Annotated in this window: 19 protein-coding genes; 3 read left to right on the forward strand and 16 right to left on the reverse strand. The window is 50.1% G+C overall.

The features are described 5' to 3' along the window. Window positions 1-9: 9 nt before the first annotated feature. The 10 genes from nuoL to pdxS form a co-directional block, all read right to left on the reverse strand. A complete protein-coding gene (gene nuoL / locus AC15IQ_RS00540; RefSeq protein WP_483176660.1) occupies window positions 10-1,887 on the reverse strand; it encodes an NADH-quinone oxidoreductase subunit L in 1,878 nt (625 codons plus the stop codon). A 15-nt stretch (window positions 1,888-1,902) separates the two neighbouring features. Continuing rightward, on the reverse strand, window positions 1,903-2,211 hold the full coding sequence (gene nuoK / locus AC15IQ_RS00545) for an NADH-quinone oxidoreductase subunit NuoK (RefSeq protein ID WP_483176661.1): 309 nt from the start codon (window positions 2,209-2,211) through the stop codon (window positions 1,903-1,905). Beyond that, complete coding sequence (locus AC15IQ_RS00550; protein WP_483176662.1) at window positions 2,208-2,726, reverse strand: NADH-quinone oxidoreductase subunit J; 519 nt, start codon at window positions 2,724-2,726, stop codon at window positions 2,208-2,210. The genes nuoK and AC15IQ_RS00550 overlap by 4 nt, the downstream gene beginning before the upstream one ends. Further along, on the reverse strand, window positions 2,723-3,439 hold the full coding sequence (locus tag AC15IQ_RS00555; RefSeq protein WP_483176663.1) for a NuoI/complex I 23 kDa subunit family protein: 717 nt from the start codon (window positions 3,437-3,439) through the stop codon (window positions 2,723-2,725). The genes AC15IQ_RS00550 and AC15IQ_RS00555 overlap by 4 nt, the downstream gene beginning before the upstream one ends. 4 nt (window positions 3,440-3,443) lie before the next feature. Continuing rightward, on the reverse strand, window positions 3,444-4,481 hold the full coding sequence (gene nuoH / locus AC15IQ_RS00560; RefSeq protein WP_483176664.1) for an NADH-quinone oxidoreductase subunit NuoH: 1,038 nt from the start codon (window positions 4,479-4,481) through the stop codon (window positions 3,444-3,446). A gap of 25 nt (window positions 4,482-4,506) precedes the next feature. Continuing rightward, entirely contained in the window at window positions 4,507-5,607 is a 1,101-nt protein-coding gene (locus tag AC15IQ_RS00565) for an NADH-quinone oxidoreductase subunit D (protein WP_483176665.1), read from the reverse strand. Then, window positions 5,604-6,077 (reverse strand): NADH-quinone oxidoreductase subunit C, encoded by a 474-nt coding sequence (locus AC15IQ_RS00570; RefSeq protein ID WP_483176666.1) that lies wholly within the window; start codon window positions 6,075-6,077, stop codon window positions 5,604-5,606. Before AC15IQ_RS00570 ends, AC15IQ_RS00565 begins: the two co-directional genes overlap by 4 nt. Next, window positions 6,078-6,554, reverse strand: a complete 477-nt coding sequence (locus tag AC15IQ_RS00575; RefSeq protein WP_483177710.1) for an NADH-quinone oxidoreductase subunit B — start codon at window positions 6,552-6,554, stop codon at window positions 6,078-6,080. 17 nt (window positions 6,555-6,571) lie between these two features. Then, a complete protein-coding gene (locus AC15IQ_RS00580) occupies window positions 6,572-6,928 on the reverse strand; it encodes an NADH-quinone oxidoreductase subunit A (RefSeq protein ID WP_483176667.1) in 357 nt (118 codons plus the stop codon). 779 nt (window positions 6,929-7,707) lie between these two features. Next, on the reverse strand, window positions 7,708-8,580 hold the full coding sequence (gene pdxS / locus AC15IQ_RS00585; RefSeq protein WP_483176669.1) for a pyridoxal 5'-phosphate synthase lyase subunit PdxS: 873 nt from the start codon (window positions 8,578-8,580) through the stop codon (window positions 7,708-7,710). A 144-nt stretch (window positions 8,581-8,724) separates the two neighbouring features. Here pdxS and pdxR point away from each other — a divergent pair, with 144 nt between their 5' ends. Next, a complete protein-coding gene (gene pdxR, locus AC15IQ_RS00590) occupies window positions 8,725-10,206 on the forward strand; it encodes a MocR-like pyridoxine biosynthesis transcription factor PdxR (RefSeq protein WP_483176670.1) in 1,482 nt (493 codons plus the stop codon). A 91-nt stretch (window positions 10,207-10,297) separates the two neighbouring features. Next, on the forward strand, window positions 10,298-10,624 hold the full coding sequence (locus AC15IQ_RS00595) for a hypothetical protein (RefSeq protein WP_483176671.1): 327 nt from the start codon (window positions 10,298-10,300) through the stop codon (window positions 10,622-10,624). A 15-nt stretch (window positions 10,625-10,639) separates the two neighbouring features. Here the strand turns inward: AC15IQ_RS00595 and AC15IQ_RS00600 are convergent, their stop codons facing one another. The 4 genes from AC15IQ_RS00600 to AC15IQ_RS00615 all read right to left on the reverse strand — a co-directional run bounded on the left by AC15IQ_RS00600 (window position 10,640) and on the right by AC15IQ_RS00615 (window position 13,127). Next, window positions 10,640-11,104 carry a deoxycytidylate deaminase gene (locus tag AC15IQ_RS00600; RefSeq protein ID WP_483176672.1) on the reverse strand — a complete coding sequence of 155 codons (465 nt, stop codon included), beginning with the start codon at window positions 11,102-11,104 and terminating at the stop codon, window positions 10,640-10,642. 130 nt (window positions 11,105-11,234) lie between these two features. Next, window positions 11,235-12,107: a methionyl aminopeptidase gene (locus AC15IQ_RS00605; RefSeq protein WP_483176673.1), complete on the reverse strand. Its 873-nt coding sequence runs from the start codon at window positions 12,105-12,107 to the stop codon at window positions 11,235-11,237. Window positions 12,108-12,122: 15 nt separating this feature from the next. Beyond that, window positions 12,123-12,884, reverse strand: coding sequence for an SDR family NAD(P)-dependent oxidoreductase (locus tag AC15IQ_RS00610; RefSeq protein ID WP_483176674.1), 762 nt, complete (start codon window positions 12,882-12,884; stop codon window positions 12,123-12,125). Window positions 12,885-12,923: 39 nt separating this feature from the next. Beyond that, the gene (locus AC15IQ_RS00615; RefSeq protein WP_483176675.1) at window positions 12,924-13,127 is read right to left on the reverse strand and encodes a hypothetical protein; all 204 of its coding nucleotides are present in this window, start codon (window positions 13,125-13,127) and stop codon (window positions 12,924-12,926) included. A gap of 871 nt (window positions 13,128-13,998) precedes the next feature. Between AC15IQ_RS00615 and AC15IQ_RS00620 the strand changes: the two genes are divergently transcribed. After that, a complete protein-coding gene (locus AC15IQ_RS00620; protein ID WP_483176676.1) occupies window positions 13,999-14,619 on the forward strand; it encodes an acetate uptake transporter family protein in 621 nt (206 codons plus the stop codon). Window positions 14,620-14,799: 180 nt separating this feature from the next. Here the strand turns inward: AC15IQ_RS00620 and AC15IQ_RS00625 are convergent, their stop codons facing one another. Next, window positions 14,800-15,930: an aminotransferase class V-fold PLP-dependent enzyme gene (locus AC15IQ_RS00625; RefSeq protein ID WP_483177711.1), complete on the reverse strand. Its 1,131-nt coding sequence runs from the start codon at window positions 15,928-15,930 to the stop codon at window positions 14,800-14,802. A 29-nt stretch (window positions 15,931-15,959) separates the two neighbouring features. After that, window positions 15,960-16,559 carry a sulfurtransferase-like selenium metabolism protein YedF gene (gene yedF, locus AC15IQ_RS00630; RefSeq protein ID WP_483176677.1) on the reverse strand — a complete coding sequence of 200 codons (600 nt, stop codon included), beginning with the start codon at window positions 16,557-16,559 and terminating at the stop codon, window positions 15,960-15,962. Window positions 16,560-16,678: the final 119 nt, after the last annotated feature.

The following is a 16,678-nucleotide window of genomic DNA, read 5'->3' on the forward strand; positions in this document are numbered from 1 at the left end:
TGCCACCTCCTAAGCCAACACCGTATAGTATACGGCCAATACAGCGCCCACTAGAATTACCAACACACCGCCGAACAGGTAGAGCGCATAGGTCTGTACCTGGCCATTCTCGGTATAGCTGAGCTGTTTTCCTGACCAGCCAGTAAAATAAGCCAACCCATTGACCAGTCCATTGACGATCTTCAGGTCCACCCACTCCAGAACCCTGGCGCTGCCATCGATAAACACCGCCACCAGCCGGGCATATAACTCATCAATATAGTACTTGTGATACAAAATCTCGTAAACAGATGCAAACCTCTGTTTCAGTTCCAGATGGGAAATGACCTCTTTCTGGTATATCAGCCAGGCCAAGAATATCCCGCCTGCAGCTAAGAGCGATGAGACCACCATTATAGCGATATTCATTTCATGGTGCGCTGCTCCCGGCGCATTGATATATTTTCCGAATACATTCCCCAACAACGGGGAGCCTACAAATCCGGCCACAACAGACAAGAGCGCCAGTATTAACAACGGCCAGGTCATCACTGGCGGCGACTCATGGGCATGGCTTCCTTTGGTACCAGAGCCGAAAAAGGCCACGAAGATGAGCCTGAACATATAGAAAGCGGTCATAAATGCTACCAGTGAACCTAAACCATACAAGAACAGGTGGCCGCGGGAAAACGCCCCCAAAAGGATCTCATCCTTGCTCCAGAAGCCTGACAAAGGCGGAATCCCTGCCAGAGCCAGGGCTCCGATCACAAAAGTCCAAGTGGTTACAGGCATCTTTGCTGACAAACGTCCCATCTTCCAGATATCCTGCTCACCGTGCATAGCATGGATAACGCTGCCAGCTCCCAAAAACAACAGGCTTTTAAAAAAGGCATGGGTCATGAGATGGAACATCCCCGCAGTCATGGCCCCGATACCCATGGCCATTACCATATAGCCCAACTGGCTAAGCGTCGAATAAGCCAGGATGCGTTTGATATCGATCTGCACCAGGGCAATAGAAGCTGCAAACAAAGCCGTGAATCCGCCTACCACGGCGATTAAATACATAGCCTGAGGCACCGCACTGAATATAAAGAAGGCCCGGGCTAAAAGATATACACCGGCTGCCACCATGGTGGCGGCATGGATCAGAGCGCTCACCGGAGTAGGGCCCTCCATGGCATCCGGCAGCCAGACATGCAGCGGGAATTGGGCTGATTTGCCGACCGGGCCTGCAAACAGCAGCAGAGCGATGGGCAGTAATACTGCCAGGTTATGATAATCCGTCAGGCGCATGGCCAGATGCTGATAGTCCAGATTGCCGAACAATACCGCCAGAGCGAGGATGCCTAAAAGGAACCCGAAGTCCCCCACCCGGTTGGTTATGAACGCCTTTTTGGCTGCTTCTTTGGCAGAATCGCGCCCAAACCAGAAGCCTATCAAGAGGTAGGAGCACAGGCCCACCAGTTCCCAAAATACGAATACCTGGCCGAAGTTGCTGGATAAAACCAGACCCAGCATGGAACCGGCAAAGATGCTGTGGTAGGCGAAATAGCTGGATAATCCAGGGTCACCTTCCATGTATCCCAAAGAATAGATCTGCACCAGCAAGGCTACTATGGTAACCACTAAGAGCATTACTGCACTTAAGGGATCTATTAAAATACCCATATCCACTCGCAGTCCGGGCATCTCCAACCAGCGCACCGCTGCCGTAAAAACCTGGCCGGGTGCGGCAGTGAATACCTGTATGGCAATCAGTATCGACCAAAGAGTAGATAAGGCCATGGCCAGGATGGAGGTATATGCCGCAGCCTTAGGCCAGCGATGCAAGAACAGGCCGATGGCTGCAAAAGCCGCAAACGGCAGTGCTACTATTATCCATGAACCTGAAAAAAGGTCAAACATTACTTACCTCACCCCTCACCATTTCATAAGATTGAAATCATTCAGATTTGTTGAGCTGGCATGCCGGTAAATGGATAGGATTAATGCCAATCCTACCGCAACCTCAGCTGCAGCTACGACGATGACAAATATGGCAAACAACTGCCCGATAGCTTGATCAGGCCGGATAAAGTGATTGACCGCCACAAAATTGATGTTGGCCGCGTTCAGCATTAACTCCACCGACATCAAGACCGCTATGGCATTGCGCTTGGATAAAACCCCATAAATACCGATGCCAAATAAGCAAGTGCCGAGTATCAAATAATGATTAAGACCGATCATGATTGCTTAGCTCCTCTCGCCAGTATAATGGCGCCCACTACCGACACCAGCAGCAGTACCGCAGCCGCTTCAAAGGCAATCACATAATTGCCCATGAACAACTGGGCCAGCATGCCTACTGCGTCTTCAACCGTCTTGCCCTTTATCTGTGGAAGTTCACTGAACCATATAGCCAGAGACAGAGACAAGGTTAAGAGCGCTGCAATGTAGGCCCCGGCCAGATGTGTTCCCAGACTTGTGTTGAAGAGATTGGTCCGCGCCGGTTCACTGTGCATAACCAGCATAATGGCGAATATGATCAAAACTGATATTGCTCCGGCATAGACCAGTATCTGCACCAAACCCAGGAATCCTGCTCCCAGGTTGAAGAACAATGCCGCCACACCCAGGAAAGTCAGGATCAATGCCAGGGCACTGTGCACTATATTGCGGCTTAGCACCATCCCCAGAGCGGAGAGCAGAGTGAACCCCGCGACAGCCACAAACACAAGGTCATTGATGATCATGCCGCTCATTGTTTTCCCTCCTCGGACTTGGCTTTATCACGTTTTTCCTTGGCTACAAAAGCTGTGGCCACCTTACGGGCCTTATCCTTATCATCAATCATTAGTGCCGCCATTTTATCCTGCTTCTTTTCGTCTCCTTGCAAGATGATCAGGAGCAGGCTGGCATCTTCCTCAGAATCCACGAATTTAGCCAACACCTTACTATTGCCTTTGGATATGGCCCCCTTCATAGCTTGAACCTGCTTGAGGCGCTTAGCTTCAGCTTCAGTGTCAACTTGATCTGCCAGGGCTTCAGGGGGTATGATTACAGCTTCAGATTCCCCGTCTGCAACCGGTGTGCCAGGCGCTGGGGTGTATATCCTTTTTATGGCGCCGCGCTCAGCGGTGGACAGTTCGAAATGGTGCGTAAAATAAAGGGTATTGGTAGGACAGGCTTCCACGCACAAGTTGCAGAACATACAATACTGCAAGTCTATGGTATAGCTGACCAGTTGTTTCTTCTTAGACCCGGGCATGGCTGCACTTTCTAAGCTGAGCACATTGTTGGGGCAGGCCTTGATGCACATTCCGCATACTATACAGTCTTTGGGATCAAATTCCAGACAGCCGCGGTAGCGCTCCTGCAAATAAGGCATTACCTCAGGGTACTGTACGGTTATATTCTTTTCTTTGCCATGCTTAAAGGTGATCCCCAGGCCTTTCAGTAATCCCTTGCCGATCATCAAATCACCATCCCATCCAGCGGAATAATTCTATCCCGGCACCGGTCACCAGAATATTGGCCAGACTGACCGGGATAAGCACTTTCCAGCTAAAAGACAATAAATGATCCATGCGGATGCGGGGAAAAGTCCACTTCGTCCACATAAATACCAGCATTATCAAATAGGTTTTTATTATTATCCACAACCATGAGGGCAGCCAAGGACCATGCCCGCCGCCTAAGAAAAGCGTGGCTGCCAGGACTGAAACCGCCACCAGATTGGTATACTCCGCCAGGAAGAACAAAGCCCAGCGCATCCCGGTGTATTCGGTATAAGCACCTGCAGTAAGTTCCTGTTCAGCCTCCGGCATGTCGAAAGGCCCGCGGTTCAACTCCGCAGTAGCTGCGATGAAATAGATTATAAAGGCTACCGGTTGCAAAATAATAAACCACACCCGGTTCTGTGCCGTCACGATGTCTGTCAGATTCAATGAACCTGCAATCATCACCACCCCTAAGAGTGAAAAAACCAGGGGGATCTCGTAGCTGATCATCTGCGCCACTGAGCGCATCGCTCCCAGCAGCGACCATTTGTTATTCGACCCCCAGCCTGCCATCAGCAAACATATAGTTGACAAGGAAGCTAGAGAAATAAAATAAAACAACCCTACATTAAGGTCGACCACCGCCATATTATTGCCCAAGGGCAGGACAGCATAGAGCATGACCGACACTATGATAAAGAACATGGGTGCAGTTTTAAAAATCAGCTTGTCCGCCCGAGCAGGAACGATGTCTTCTTTCGTAAGCAGTTTCAAAGTATCGGCGATGGTCTGAAAGGCTCCAAAAGGCCCCAGCCGGTTAGGTCCAATACGCTCCTGTATAAATCCCGATACTTTCCTCTCCATCCATACCAGAACGATAGTGTTGACAGTAATTATTAAGACTATTATCGTCCATTGCAGTATGGTGATGATCAGGTCGGCCCAAGGCTGCGCCAGGCCCATTCCGACCATCCAGGAGGTGAGAAATTCTTCAATATTGATAAAAATTGTCTCCATTTACTTTAACTCTCCTCTTTAACGGTTAACGGTCGGATTCACCCAGAACCGGATCCAAGGTGGCGATATTAGTTATGATGTCCTGCAGTTTGCCGCCACGTGATACCAGAGGCAATGCCATCAGGTTTACGAAAGATGGGGCCCGTACATGGACCCGATGGGGTTTGTCAGTGCCATTGCTGACGATATGGTATCCCAGTTCACCCTTGGAGGACTCTATACGGTGGTATACCTCCCGGCCGGCCTGAGGCTTGATTATCCGAGGTACTTTGGCCTGGTAATCCCCTGTGGGCATATCCCGCAAGGCCTGGGCAATTATACGCCCTGATTGTTCGATTTCTTTAATCCTTACGATATATCTGTCCCAGGAATCACCGGACCCTCCTACCGGGATATCAAATTCGAAACGGTCATAAATACCGTAAGGATCTTCACGGCGTATATCATAAGCTACCCCGCAAGCCCGCAGGTTGGGCCCGGTTACTCCGTAGGCAATGGCTTCATCAGCAGACAACACCCCTACCCCTTGGCAGCGCGCCTGCAGAATCTCGTTGCCACTGAGCAAGCCGTGATATTCCGAAACCATGGCTGGCAAATCCTTTAAGAAGCTCTCTACCGCCGGGTAGAAACTATCGGGAAGGTCATGGCTGACTCCGCCGATACGCATATATGATGCGATCAGACGCTGCCCGCTGCTCATCTCAAACATATCCAGGATACGCTCCCGATCCCGGTAGCAGTAGATCATCCCGGTAGTGGCGCCCAGATCGATGGCCAAACTGCCAGCAAATATCAGGTGGGAGGCGATACGGGACAACTCCGCAACGATGACCCTGATATACTCAGCCCGCTCTGGAACAGTTATCCCCAGCAATTTTTCCACTGCCTGCACATAGCCCAGAGTGGGCAGATGAGAAGCCAGATAGTCAAGACGCGAAGTATACGGAACGAACTGCGCATAGGTGCGGCTTTCAGCTATCTTTTCCACCGAACGATGCACATAGCCGAGATGTACGATCACATCTAGCACGTCTTCCCCATCCATAATGGTTTCCGCCCTCAGTCCCCCATGTGCGCTAGGGTGCTGGGGGCCAATATTGATAGTGTACGGTTCGGTTTTGATCATTGTCCGGCCTCCTTTCCGAAATCCTTGCGCAGGGGATGACCGACAAAATCATCCGGCAGCAGTATGCGAACCAGATTGGGGTGACCGCTGAAACTGATTCCCATCAAATCATAGGCCTCCCGCTCCTGCCAATCAGCGCTGGGAAAAACTGAGATCAGGGATGGGACCTGAGGCATGTCACGAGGCACTCGTACCTTGACAGCAATTTTCCTGCCATTGTCGGGAATAGCATAAAGGTGGTAGACCAGTTCAAATACATGTTCATAATCGACTGCACTCAGATTAGCCAGGTAATTCATGCCCCATTCATTGAGGAGGCCTTGCATAACCGCAACAAGCCGGGCTGCGTTGACTTTTAGATAGACAAAATACTCATCCTGGCTGATCTCCTCGATGTCGGCTGATCCCTGCAGAGCTGCTAAAAACTCCGCAAGCGGTTCAGCAGCGAGGGAATTATCATGTGGTGCCATTTAATACTCACCCCGCTCCACTTTCTTTTTTAGTTCCAGGAGGCCATGGAACAAAGCCTCGGGCCGCGGAGGACAGCCAGGCACATACATGTCCACCTTGAAAAGGGCTTCAGCCCCGGGGAGGATGCTGTAACCATCCCTGAAGGGACCGCCGCTGGTGGCACAGTTACCCATAGCTAGAACCCATTTGGGAGACGGCATCTGCTCATAAACCCTTTTTACCACCGGGGCCATCTTAAGGGTTATAGGCCCGGCTACTATCAACAGGTCGGCCTGACGGGGAGAAGCTCGAAACACTTCGTACCCGTAACGGGCGATATCAAAACGGGCCGCACCTGAGGCCATCATTTCTATCGGACAGCAATTGCATCCGTAGGATAACGGCCAGAATGACCGTGCCCGGCCCCAATTCCATATTTTTTCCAGAGTTGTTACAATAATATTGTGTTTCTCCATCTGCTCAATATCGGAAGCCATATCAGCTGATCCGTTCTTTAATACCACTTCAAAGCACCTTCTTTCCAGGCATACCATAGACCCACTACCAGGATGGCAATGAAGATGATCATCTCCACAAAGGCAAACAGCCCAAGGCTTTGGAATTTTGCCGCCCACGGATAAAGAAAGATAGTCTCCACGTCAAAGGCCAGAAATACCAGAGCATAAATGAAGTAGTTGATCTTAAAGCGCATTTGGCTCGGTCCCTGTGTATCGACTCCACACTCATAGGGGAGCAACTTCTCCTCACTTGGTTCGGGCTTGGCCCTGAACAGCCAAGCGGCTATCATGGCCGCAATCGGGAAAACCAGAGTTAAGATCAGGAAAACACCGATGGTGGCGTGTTCTGACATTGTATTCAATCCTCCTCACCTGACGATCTGCCCAGCTATACTATTAAGACCCTAAACCAGCTGGCCTTTATAAAACCAGCTGATCCTTATTAGTATGGGCAATAGTTAACCGATTCTTAACATCCCAGGCTATGTTGTTGCCTCAATCAGCAAATAAGTGCAATTATGCATAGATTTTTATCCTAGATAATACCTCAACAGAGGCTAACGCTTGTAAAAATAGAAATAGATCCCGAGTAGGTGACAATGATCTTGCTCAGCTACTGGTACCTGGAGTATATAATGCAAACTTAGTGCCAAATTCCGCGAACGCCAATCTTAGCCTGGTCCGAATTAATGCCTGCCCCTAAGTCTAAATTTGACCCCATACCCGCAAAATCGGGATAATATGCGATAGCCTGTACAACGGCTAAGGTGAAAAAATGTTCATCCCATGACAATTGGGGTCATATTTTACACATCTGCCACAGTATAATTTTACCTGCAAGCGTCACTTTACTGAGTAATATTTGTACACTAATTGTACACTTTTGCACACCTCTGAGACACCGCCATGTCTTCAATAAGTCTCGCGAATCACCGTACGCCAGGGCTGGAAACTGAACCGGGGCTTCATCGAACAGATAGTAGTTCTGGGTAGGACAGGGTAGTTCGAAAAAGGTGGGAGAAAAATCACGGGCTGCTTTTATGCAGCCCATTTAGCATATTCAGACAGTACCGGCGAACCGTAAACTATCGGTGAGTTAGGAATGCTTTTCCACTACCCCATATTGGCCATTCTACCATCCCCGCTGCGCGTACTGGTCCTGGAGTTTATCGATTTCCAGTCCCACCATGGCTTCACCCAGGCCTGCCGACACCTCAGCCAACACCACCGGATCATTGTAATAAGCCGTGGCCCTGACTATGGCCTGCGCCCTCCGGGCGGGATCCTCTGATTTAAAGATGCCCGAGCCGACGAATACGCCGTCACAGCCCAACTGCATCATCAAGGCTGCATCTGCGGGAGTGGCAATTCCTCCGGCGGCGAAGTTGACCACCGGCAGTTTTTTGTTTTCGGCCACATATTCCACCAGCTCGAATGGAGACCCAGTCTCTTTAGCAAAGGTCATGCGTTCCTCGCTGGGAAGCATTTGCACGGTTCTGATTTCAGCCATAATCTGGCGCATATGCCGCACTGCCTCCACCACATTACCAGTTCCGGCTTCGCCTTTGGTACGAATCATGGATGCACCTTCACCGATGCGCCGCAGGGCTTCGCCCAAATTTCTGGCTCCGCATACAAACGGAATTTTAAAGCTGCGCTTATCGATGTGAAACATATCATCAGCCGGAGTTAATACTTCACTTTCATCTATATAGTCGATGCCAAGGGCCTCCAATATCTGCGCCTCTACAAAATGTCCTATCCTGACCTTAGCCATAACTGGAATACTAACCGCCGCTTTGATCTGCTTTATCATAGTCGGGTCTGACATACGGGCCACACCACCCTGTTTGCGGATATCGGCAGGGACTCTTTCCAAAGCCATGACCGCTACCGCCCCTGCGTTCTCAGCGATCAGGGCCTGCTCAACATTGGTCACATCCATGATGACCCCGCCTTTTAACACCTGGGCCAGGTTCTTGTTGAAATTATGACTTACCTCCATTTTGGCGCCTCCCTTGTATGCTCTGAATAATTTTGTTAAGCTTAATGTACCGATACAATTTATTGACTTTCCATGACAGTATTTGCCGTAATGTAATACATTATTGCACACACCCCATTTGGTGTCAACGAGGTGGCCCATAGTATGCAGGATACATATGTATCGATACATTTACAACGAATTCATCCACTGCCCCTCTACCAGCAGCTTTATCAGCAGCTTAAAGAAGCTATACAGTCAGGGCGCTTGGCCAGCGGGAGCAAAATGTGCCCCATCCGCCGTCTGGCCGAACACCTGGGGGTGAATACGGTTACGGTGGTTCAGGCATATCGTGCCCTGGAGCGTGACGGTCTGGTGTCTTCGCAGGTGGGCAGGGGAACCTTCGTATGTGCACCCACTGAAATTACGGGCGCCTCTTCCTGGCCGGACAGCACAGTGCAGAGAATGGAGATACAGGCAGACAGCTGGCAGGTTCCGGTGTCTCCACAGGCCATCAATTTTGCTACTCTGACCCCGGCGGCAGAATTATTCCCCGTAGATGATTTTCAATCCATTATCAACCAGGTATTGGACCGGGACCGTGGTCAGGCCTTTGGTTATCAGGAAAGCCAGGGCTATTACCCCCTGCGCTGCAGTGTGGCTGAATACCTGGCCCAAAGGGGCATCATCTGTGATGCCGAGAGTATACAGGTGATCTCTGGGGCGCAACAGGGCATAGACATTATTGCCCGTTCGCTGCTCTCTGGCGGAGACCGGGTAATGACCGAAAGCCCCACTTATACCGGAGCCCTGGCTTCCTTCCGTGCCCTGGGCGCCCACGTTATCGCGGTTCCTCTTCAGTCTGACGGCATCGATATTGATGCTCTGAAGCATCGATTAAAGCTACACCAACCCAAATTGTTGTACGTTATGACCAATTATCAAAACCCGACCGGCATCTGTTACAGCGTGGCCAAGCAGCAAGCCCTCCTGGAAATATGCCGACAAGAAGGGGTGGTGTTGATAGAAGACGATTCTTTCACCGAATTGGCTTATGACGGCTCCGAGCGGCGGGCCATTAAGGAATGGGATGAAGACAACCGGGTGATTTATATAAAGAGCTTCTCCAAAATACTCATGCCTGGTTTGCGGTTGGCTTTTATGCTGGCCCCACAACATTTACAGCTACGCTTGATGGCTGCCAAGCACATCGCAGATATATCCACTTCCGGTTTGTTGCAGCGCGCTTTTGACCTGTATCTGCGCCAGAGGTTGTGGAAAGGCCATTTGGAATATATGCAAAAATGCTACCGCGATCGCTACCAACAGACCATTCGGGCTATGCAGATCAGCTTTCCTCCTCAGGCTGACTTCTCCGCTCCAGGGGGAGGACTCTGTATCTGGGTAAAAGGCCATCCCGAGCTATCCACTGACCGGCTTTATCAATCCTGCCTGGCAAATGGCGTGGTGATCGCTCCAGGAAGCCATTTTTTCCCTGACAAACGCGACAGCAACTTCTTCCGGCTCAGTTTTGCGGCCCTGTCGGAGGATACTATAAGCCAGGGCATTCCCATAATAGCGCGGCAATTGCAGCTGCTGGATAATTCCAGCCCTAAGACTCGCAGGCGATTCAGCCCCTTGCTGTAAGCAAAGCGCAGGTTAAGCTCGAAGATTAACATCGCTGCTTGTGCAGGAATACAATACGATATAAAGCCTGAAACGAGTAGGATGATGTGTAATGAGCAACAAAAAAGTCTTTGAAAATGTCAGCCGTAAGCGTTTTGCTGCCATGAAGGCTATTATGCATCGCCGGGTAAGTGCTTACGCCCGGCAAAACGGCTATGAAATCCAACGCTGGGTGGTTCCCGAGGCTGCAGAATCAGTGTGGCATATCACCCTGGCCAGCAAGAAAGGTCACAAGCCGAAACTGGATTTCGTGGCCCGAGTCAAACACGATTCTGCCGCCAATCGCCTTTCCCTGATACTGATACGGAAACCCTGGTTTATCACCCCGGATAAGGCACTGGCTCAGGTCAATAGCGTTTACAGAGCTACACGTTACTAATTTTCGTTAAGGTCTTCACTCATGATAACTGGGATGCCCTTCAGGTACTATCCCCCAGGAAGAGCCGTCCGCACTGCGGCAGATCACCTTATAAATGCCCGCATTGAGGATTATCCTTTTGCATAAAAAGCAGGGCTCTGCATCCAGCACGGCCCCGCTTTTCACATCATACCCGGCCAGGTATAGAGTCGCTCCCAATGCCTTCCCGCGGCCTGCGTTGATAATAGCATTCATCTCCGCATGCACACTGCGACAAAGCTCATAGCGTTCCCCCCTGGGGATGTTCCTGACTTCACGCTCGCAGACTCCCAGATCACAGCAATTAGGGAGTCCCCGCGCCGCGCCGCTGTAGCCAGTGGCCACAATGGCATCATCTTTCACCATCACCGCCCCGTAATTCCTGCGCAGGCAGGTTCCCCGCGAGGCCACATCAAGAGCGATATTGAGATAATAATCGGTCTTTCCTGGTCTGGGCTTCATTTCAACCCCCCCTGTCCAGCTATGCAATTACTCTTTACCAGCTTAATATAGACCGATATCGGCCTGAAATCCTCCTCCCGTGCCTCAGTAAGACCCATTACCGGTCATAAATACCCCGATCCCATGTATGTCAAGACGTCAAAACATCTACCCCGGTTTCAGTGACCCTTACAGTATGCTCCCATTGTGCGGATAATGATCCGTCCGCAGTCACGGCGGTCCAGCCGTCCCCAAGCACCCGGCAGTGGTAATTACCCGCATTGATCATCGGTTCGATGGTAAAAACCATATTGGGGACCAAAACCATACCCCGGTTGCGGCTGCCATAATGGGGGACAAAAGGGTCTTCGTGGAAGGCCACTCCGATGCCGTGACCACCATAATCGCGAACTACTGAATATCCGAACTTTTTAGCATGCTGTTCGATTGCATAGGCGATATCCCCGGTGCGGTTCCAGGGCTTTACCTGTTCGATGCCCAGCTCCAGACATTGTTTAGCTACCTCCACCAGTTGCCGGGCTTCTGGCGAAGGCTCACCAACTAAGTACATCCGGCTGATGTCACCATAAAAACCATCCACTATAGAGGTTACATCGACATTTATGATGTCGCCATCTTTTAATACATGATGCTGTGGAATACCGTGGCAAACAACTTCATTGATCGAAGTGCAGCAGCTCTTGGGAAAGCCCTTATAATTCAAAGGCGCTGGAACCGCCCCGGCAGATACAGTTTGATCATGTACGAACTGATCGATCTCCTCGGTCAGCACTCCGGGTTTAATCAATGGCCCAACCCGGTCCAGAATGGCCTTGCTGATTTGCCCGGCTCTGCGGATGCCCTCGATCTGCTCCTCAGTTTTTATAATACTCGCATCTGGTACCGGGATGCCGCGTGCTTTCAACTCTAACAGCTTCTGTTCTTGCTCCATATGACATTTTTTATATTTCCTACCACTGCCACACCAGCAGGGGTCATTTCTATTTATACGACGGAATAACATAGCATCACCTCATAATCAAGCTTTCCAGCCTCCATCCAGGGCTAGAACGCTCCCATTTACAAAAGAATTCTGCGGAGACAGCAAAAACAGACAGGCTCGGGCCACATCTTCCGGCTGTCCCCACCGACCTGTTGGCAACAGAGAAAGCAGGTCTTCCATTTCTCCTTCATCGAGGTCGGCTCTCAACATATCAGTAAGCACAGGCCCGGGTGCAATTGCGTTGACGGTGACGCCCGAAGGCCCCACCTCGCCGGCCAGGGATTTGCTCAACGCGATCAGCCCGCCCTTGGAAGCTGCATAAGCACCTTCACATGAACCTCCGCAAATCCCCTGCATCGAAGCAATATTGACGATACGGCCAAAACGCTTCTTGATCATAGATGGCAAGGCACGCCGTGAACAGAGGAATGGTCCGGTCAGGTTGACCCCTATCAGCCGTTCCCAGTCATCATCACCGGTATCGGTTAACAGTCCTTTAAAAGCCACCCCGGCATTATTCACCAAAAGATCGACCGCGCCCAGATGCCTTTCTATATAGTTGAACATATTGTCCACCTGAAAGGCATCACTGACATCGGCCTGTACTATTAAGCATCGTCCCCCCCGGTCAGTCAACTGATCAGCCAGATTTGCCGCAGCCTGTTCGGAACGATAATAGTTTAGGGCCACATCGGCGCCCGCACCACTGGCGGCCATCGCAATGGCCCTCCCTATGCCCCTGGAAGCGCCGGTCACCAAACAAACCAGGCCGTCGAGGGGGTTAGTCCTTTTTGTCATGATAGTCCCTGCCTCTACCAAGCAACTCAAAAATTTTACTTACTGTTCCTGCGTTTCATTCAAAAGCCTTTTAATTTGATTGACATCAAGGCCGCCGGCCATACGTGGCTGGCCATTGATAGCGATGATGGGGAAAATGTATCCCATCTGCACCACCCGGGATATCAATGGGAATGAATTCAAATCCCGGTTGGTAGTATCAATATAATCGACCTCGACCTTCTCGCCATAAAGCTGCAGCATTTCTTCTTTTAGTTTTTCAACTGATTCCGCAACGGTTGATCCACAACCGCCCTCGAGTGAACAACCCGAGGAGCAGCTTCAACCCGACTGGACAATGCCATCATAAATCTCAATCTTAACCACATCTTCGCTCAAATTACGACCTCCCTGAATGTGAAGAAACTTCCTTTTGTACCACTAACATATATTATACCGATACCTGGAGCTCTTAACCACCACATTGGAGGGGGCCTTCATTAGGAGGAATGCAATTAACAAGCCCTGGCCTCACAAATTTTGTCCATATTTTCTCTGCTCTCTACATATATATAGCAATAAAACCATGATACAAGTCCCTGGAGAGTGAAGCATATTGACAAAACCCGATATCTCCAATAAAATAAAATCACTTATGTATAGAATATACACCCATTGAATACAATTAATAGGTTAGCCAAACATATTCACTGTTTTAGTATAGTGTAAACGTGAGACCCGGTTTGGGGTATGATTACAGGTTAAGATTTGAAGCTTCCTCCAACTGAATCCTCGATTTCAGGAAGGAAAGGCAGAGGAGATCGCAGAAAAACCGGAAATGCTGTATTCGTCGAAGCTACTAACAGCAATAATCATAGCCTAGATAAACTATTAATTGCCCAACCTCAACTACCTGTCATGGATAATACCTATCCCGTGGCGTCCTCAACAGAGACAGAAAGAGGAGAAAACAAACGCCACAGTCGATCTACCAACCTCTAACCCGGTGACACTGTTTTGGGCTTTTAGGGGAAACCATTTTGCTCCGGAGAGCCCATTGGATTTCTGAATAAGGAGGTGAACTGAGCCTAACGGAATCCTGAAATTTTAAGAAGAGGAAAAAGGAGGAGTTTAGATGTCAGGTAATTCATCTTGGGCAAATCCTGCCCCTGCAGGATTGGTAGCACTAGCAGTTGCATGTTTTACGTTTTATGCGGTTTTAACGGGCAAGGTAGCCGGGACCGCAGCACCTTTATTGGGATGCTGGATTATCGGTGGCTTCGTAGTGCAGTTGGTAGTGGGATTAATTGAATTGATGGAAGGCGCCGTTACTGGTGGTAATATCTTCCTGTTCTTCTCAGCATTCTTTATGCTGGTCGGCGGTCTGGAATTCTTTGTAAAGACTTACTCTGCAAAGCTGACTGGGATTGCACCAGACGCCCGTATAGACGGCTGGGCCTGGATGGCTCTATGGTTCGTGCTATGGCTATGGACCCCATCCTATTTTAAAGCTCCCCTGGTCATGACCATCCTGGTATTGGCATTAGACGTCGCAGTACCGCTAGTATCTCTGACTGACGGCCAGTGGCTGGACAAAGCTACGTATGCTCCCATCGCTGGTATCTTCCTGCTGATTTCGGGTATCTGCGGCATTTACATGAGTGCAGCGATTGTGCTTAATACAGAGTTTAAGAAAGTAGTACTGCCGGTCGGCAGTCCCATAATCAAACCCGTAGCAGCTAAGATCGAACAGTAATCGATTTTAGGCTGTTATTCCATTCTTCAGGGGATGGAATTGAGCCCCTAAGGTCTCATAAGATTATCGGGGTACTCGAGTAAAACGATGGTTTTAAATAGGTGGGCAGATTCGCCCACCTACTTTTTATGCTTTGATCATGGCAAGATGCCCGGTATCTACCCGACCCCGGCAGTGCTGTTAAGTGCGGGCTATCTCCCGTACGGCCTCGATCACCGTGTGGATATCACTGACCGAGGTGAAGCAACCCGGGCTGATTCGGCATGCTCCAATAGCGGCAGTCCCAATAGTCTTATGAGCCAGGGGAGCGCAATGCATTCCGGAACGGGATATAATACCATATTCCTGGTCCAGCCTCAAGCTCACCTCTCCGCAATCCATGCCACCGATATTGAACGAGACTACCGCTGTCATCCGTTGGCTGTCGCCCGGGCCATATAAGGTCAGGCCGGATATGTTCCGCAATTCTCGGCACAAAATATCTGTAAGTTCCTGTTCATGACGGCGGATGTTATCTATTCCGGTCGCCAAAATAAATTCTACCCCAGCAGCCAACCCTGCTATACCAGGCGTGTTAGGAGTGCCTGATTCCAAACGATCCGGCATGGTCGCAGGTTGCTCCAAGAGCTCCGAAGCAGAGCCTGTGCCTCCCTCTCGGAGCAGGCGCAGCTCCAACCTGGGGTCAACATAGATACCTCCCGTGCCCTGAGGACCTAAAAGGCCTTTGTGCCCCGTAAAGGTCAGAATATCAATATGAGCAGCTTCTACGTCGATGGGCAGAACCCCTGCAGTCTGGGCGCTGTCCACCATAAATGTCAGGTCGTGACGTCTGGCAATCAGCCCCACCTCTTCGATGGGCAGAATAGTGCCGGTCAGATTAGAGGCATGCAGCATACAGATCATACGAGTATTGGCCTTGATAGCTGGCACGATATGGTCCGGGTTCAAAGAACCATCGGCCCTACACGGAATCGCGGTCCACTCCACTCCCAGCCGGGAGAGGGCATGTAAAGGCCTGGCCACCGCGTTGTGCTCCATGCTAGTGGTGATGATGTGGTCGCCGGGCCTTAATATTCCCTTGAGGCCAATATTGATGGCATCGGTAATATTAGCCGTAAAAGCGATCTGCGCCGCATCTTTGACATTAAAAAGGCGGGCCAGCAGTTCACGACATTCCAGCAAAATTGCGCCCGCTCTAAGTGTAGCCTGGTGACTGCCCCGTCCCGGACTACCTCCGAGGTTGCGGTTAAAATGGTCAACCGCCTGGTATACCGCTTCCGGTTTAGGAAAGCTGGTGGCGGCGTTGTCCATGTATATCAATTAATGGCCTTCTCCCTTCATTAAATGGTGAGATTTCGTGGCGTGCTAGTCAATATCTCCATAGCGTTATACATGTTGGTGATCGTTCCAACCGCCAGTTTATCCTTTTTATTGTAGAAATCCAAACAAGTCCCGCAGCTGAGCAAGGATACTCCCAAATCTTGCAAAGCCTGCAACTGATCTAATACCGGGGAACCTGCCACAGTAAGCAAGACCCCACGATTCATGAATACAACATATTTGATGTTGGCGGTCTCATTGAGGGTGTAAAGAAAGCTTTTCATCAACACCTGACCGAGTTCAGGGTCACCATCTCCAAAGAGATCACTCTTCACCAGTATGGACACCTCAGTTGGCCGGTTCTCCTGCCCCGAATCACTTGCAGGGGAAACAAGCGGATCTGGTGCAGCCTGTTTTTGCATAGTTATCTGGAAAAACCCTTCCTGTGGTTCTACGGTAACATCATAACCTTGACTTATGCCCAGTTTGCTGACATTCTCCCGGGCCGCCAGATTATCTACAATTATTACCAGCCGCTCCTCACCCTGGTCAATGCTTTTTTTGGTGAGTATTACCGGCTCCGGACAGTTTAAGCCCCTGGCATCGATATTGAATGACAACGATCTCATCCTTTCAGCGTTATAGTCCTAATATACCACATCTTTAATTATACATCATATAAAAATTGGTTATGCAACACAAAGAAATTGTCCCCCATAAACGCAAAGGGGACATTTTC

Origin of the sequence: Syntrophomonas sp. DTU019, assembly GCA_913757435.1 — a bacterium.
GTDB lineage: Bacteria > Bacillota > Syntrophomonadia > Syntrophomonadales > Syntrophomonadaceae > DTU019.

Excerpts from the sequence above, each read along its gene's own strand:
- nuoL (WP_483176660.1), bottom strand. The coding sequence starts at position 1,887 with ATGTTTGACCTTTTTTCAGGTTCATGGATAATAGTAGCACTGCCGTTT.
- nuoK (WP_483176661.1), bottom strand. The coding sequence starts at position 2,211 with ATGATCGGTCTTAATCATTATTTGATACTCGGCACTTGCTTATTTGGC.
- AC15IQ_RS00550 (WP_483176662.1), bottom strand. The coding sequence starts at position 2,726 with ATGAGCGGCATGATCATCAATGACCTTGTGTTTGTGGCTGTCGCGGGG.
- AC15IQ_RS00555 (WP_483176663.1), bottom strand. The coding sequence starts at position 3,439 with ATGATCGGCAAGGGATTACTGAAAGGCCTGGGGATCACCTTTAAGCAT.
- nuoH (WP_483176664.1), bottom strand. The coding sequence starts at position 4,481 with ATGGAGACAATTTTTATCAATATTGAAGAATTTCTCACCTCCTGGATG.
- AC15IQ_RS00565 (WP_483176665.1), bottom strand. The coding sequence starts at position 5,607 with ATGATCAAAACCGAACCGTACACTATCAATATTGGCCCCCAGCACCCT.
- AC15IQ_RS00570 (WP_483176666.1), bottom strand. The coding sequence starts at position 6,077 with ATGGCACCACATGATAATTCCCTCGCTGCTGAACCGCTTGCGGAGTTT.
- AC15IQ_RS00575 (WP_483177710.1), bottom strand. The coding sequence starts at position 6,554 with ATGGCTTCCGATATTGAGCAGATGGAGAAACACAATATTATTGTAACA.
- AC15IQ_RS00580 (WP_483176667.1), bottom strand. The coding sequence starts at position 6,928 with ATGTCAGAACACGCCACCATCGGTGTTTTCCTGATCTTAACTCTGGTT.
- pdxS (WP_483176669.1), bottom strand. The coding sequence starts at position 8,580 with ATGGAGGTAAGTCATAATTTCAACAAGAACCTGGCCCAGGTGTTAAAA.
- pdxR (WP_483176670.1), top strand. The coding sequence starts at position 8,725 with ATGCAGGATACATATGTATCGATACATTTACAACGAATTCATCCACTG.
- AC15IQ_RS00595 (WP_483176671.1), top strand. The coding sequence starts at position 10,298 with ATGAGCAACAAAAAAGTCTTTGAAAATGTCAGCCGTAAGCGTTTTGCT.
- AC15IQ_RS00600 (WP_483176672.1), bottom strand. The coding sequence starts at position 11,104 with ATGAAGCCCAGACCAGGAAAGACCGATTATTATCTCAATATCGCTCTT.
- AC15IQ_RS00605 (WP_483176673.1), bottom strand. The coding sequence starts at position 12,107 with ATGTTATTCCGTCGTATAAATAGAAATGACCCCTGCTGGTGTGGCAGT.
- AC15IQ_RS00610 (WP_483176674.1), bottom strand. The coding sequence starts at position 12,884 with ATGACAAAAAGGACTAACCCCCTCGACGGCCTGGTTTGTTTGGTGACC.
- AC15IQ_RS00615 (WP_483176675.1), bottom strand. The coding sequence starts at position 13,127 with ATGCTGCAGCTTTATGGCGAGAAGGTCGAGGTCGATTATATTGATACT.
- AC15IQ_RS00620 (WP_483176676.1), top strand. The coding sequence starts at position 13,999 with ATGTCAGGTAATTCATCTTGGGCAAATCCTGCCCCTGCAGGATTGGTA.
- AC15IQ_RS00625 (WP_483177711.1), bottom strand. The coding sequence starts at position 15,930 with ATGGACAACGCCGCCACCAGCTTTCCTAAACCGGAAGCGGTATACCAG.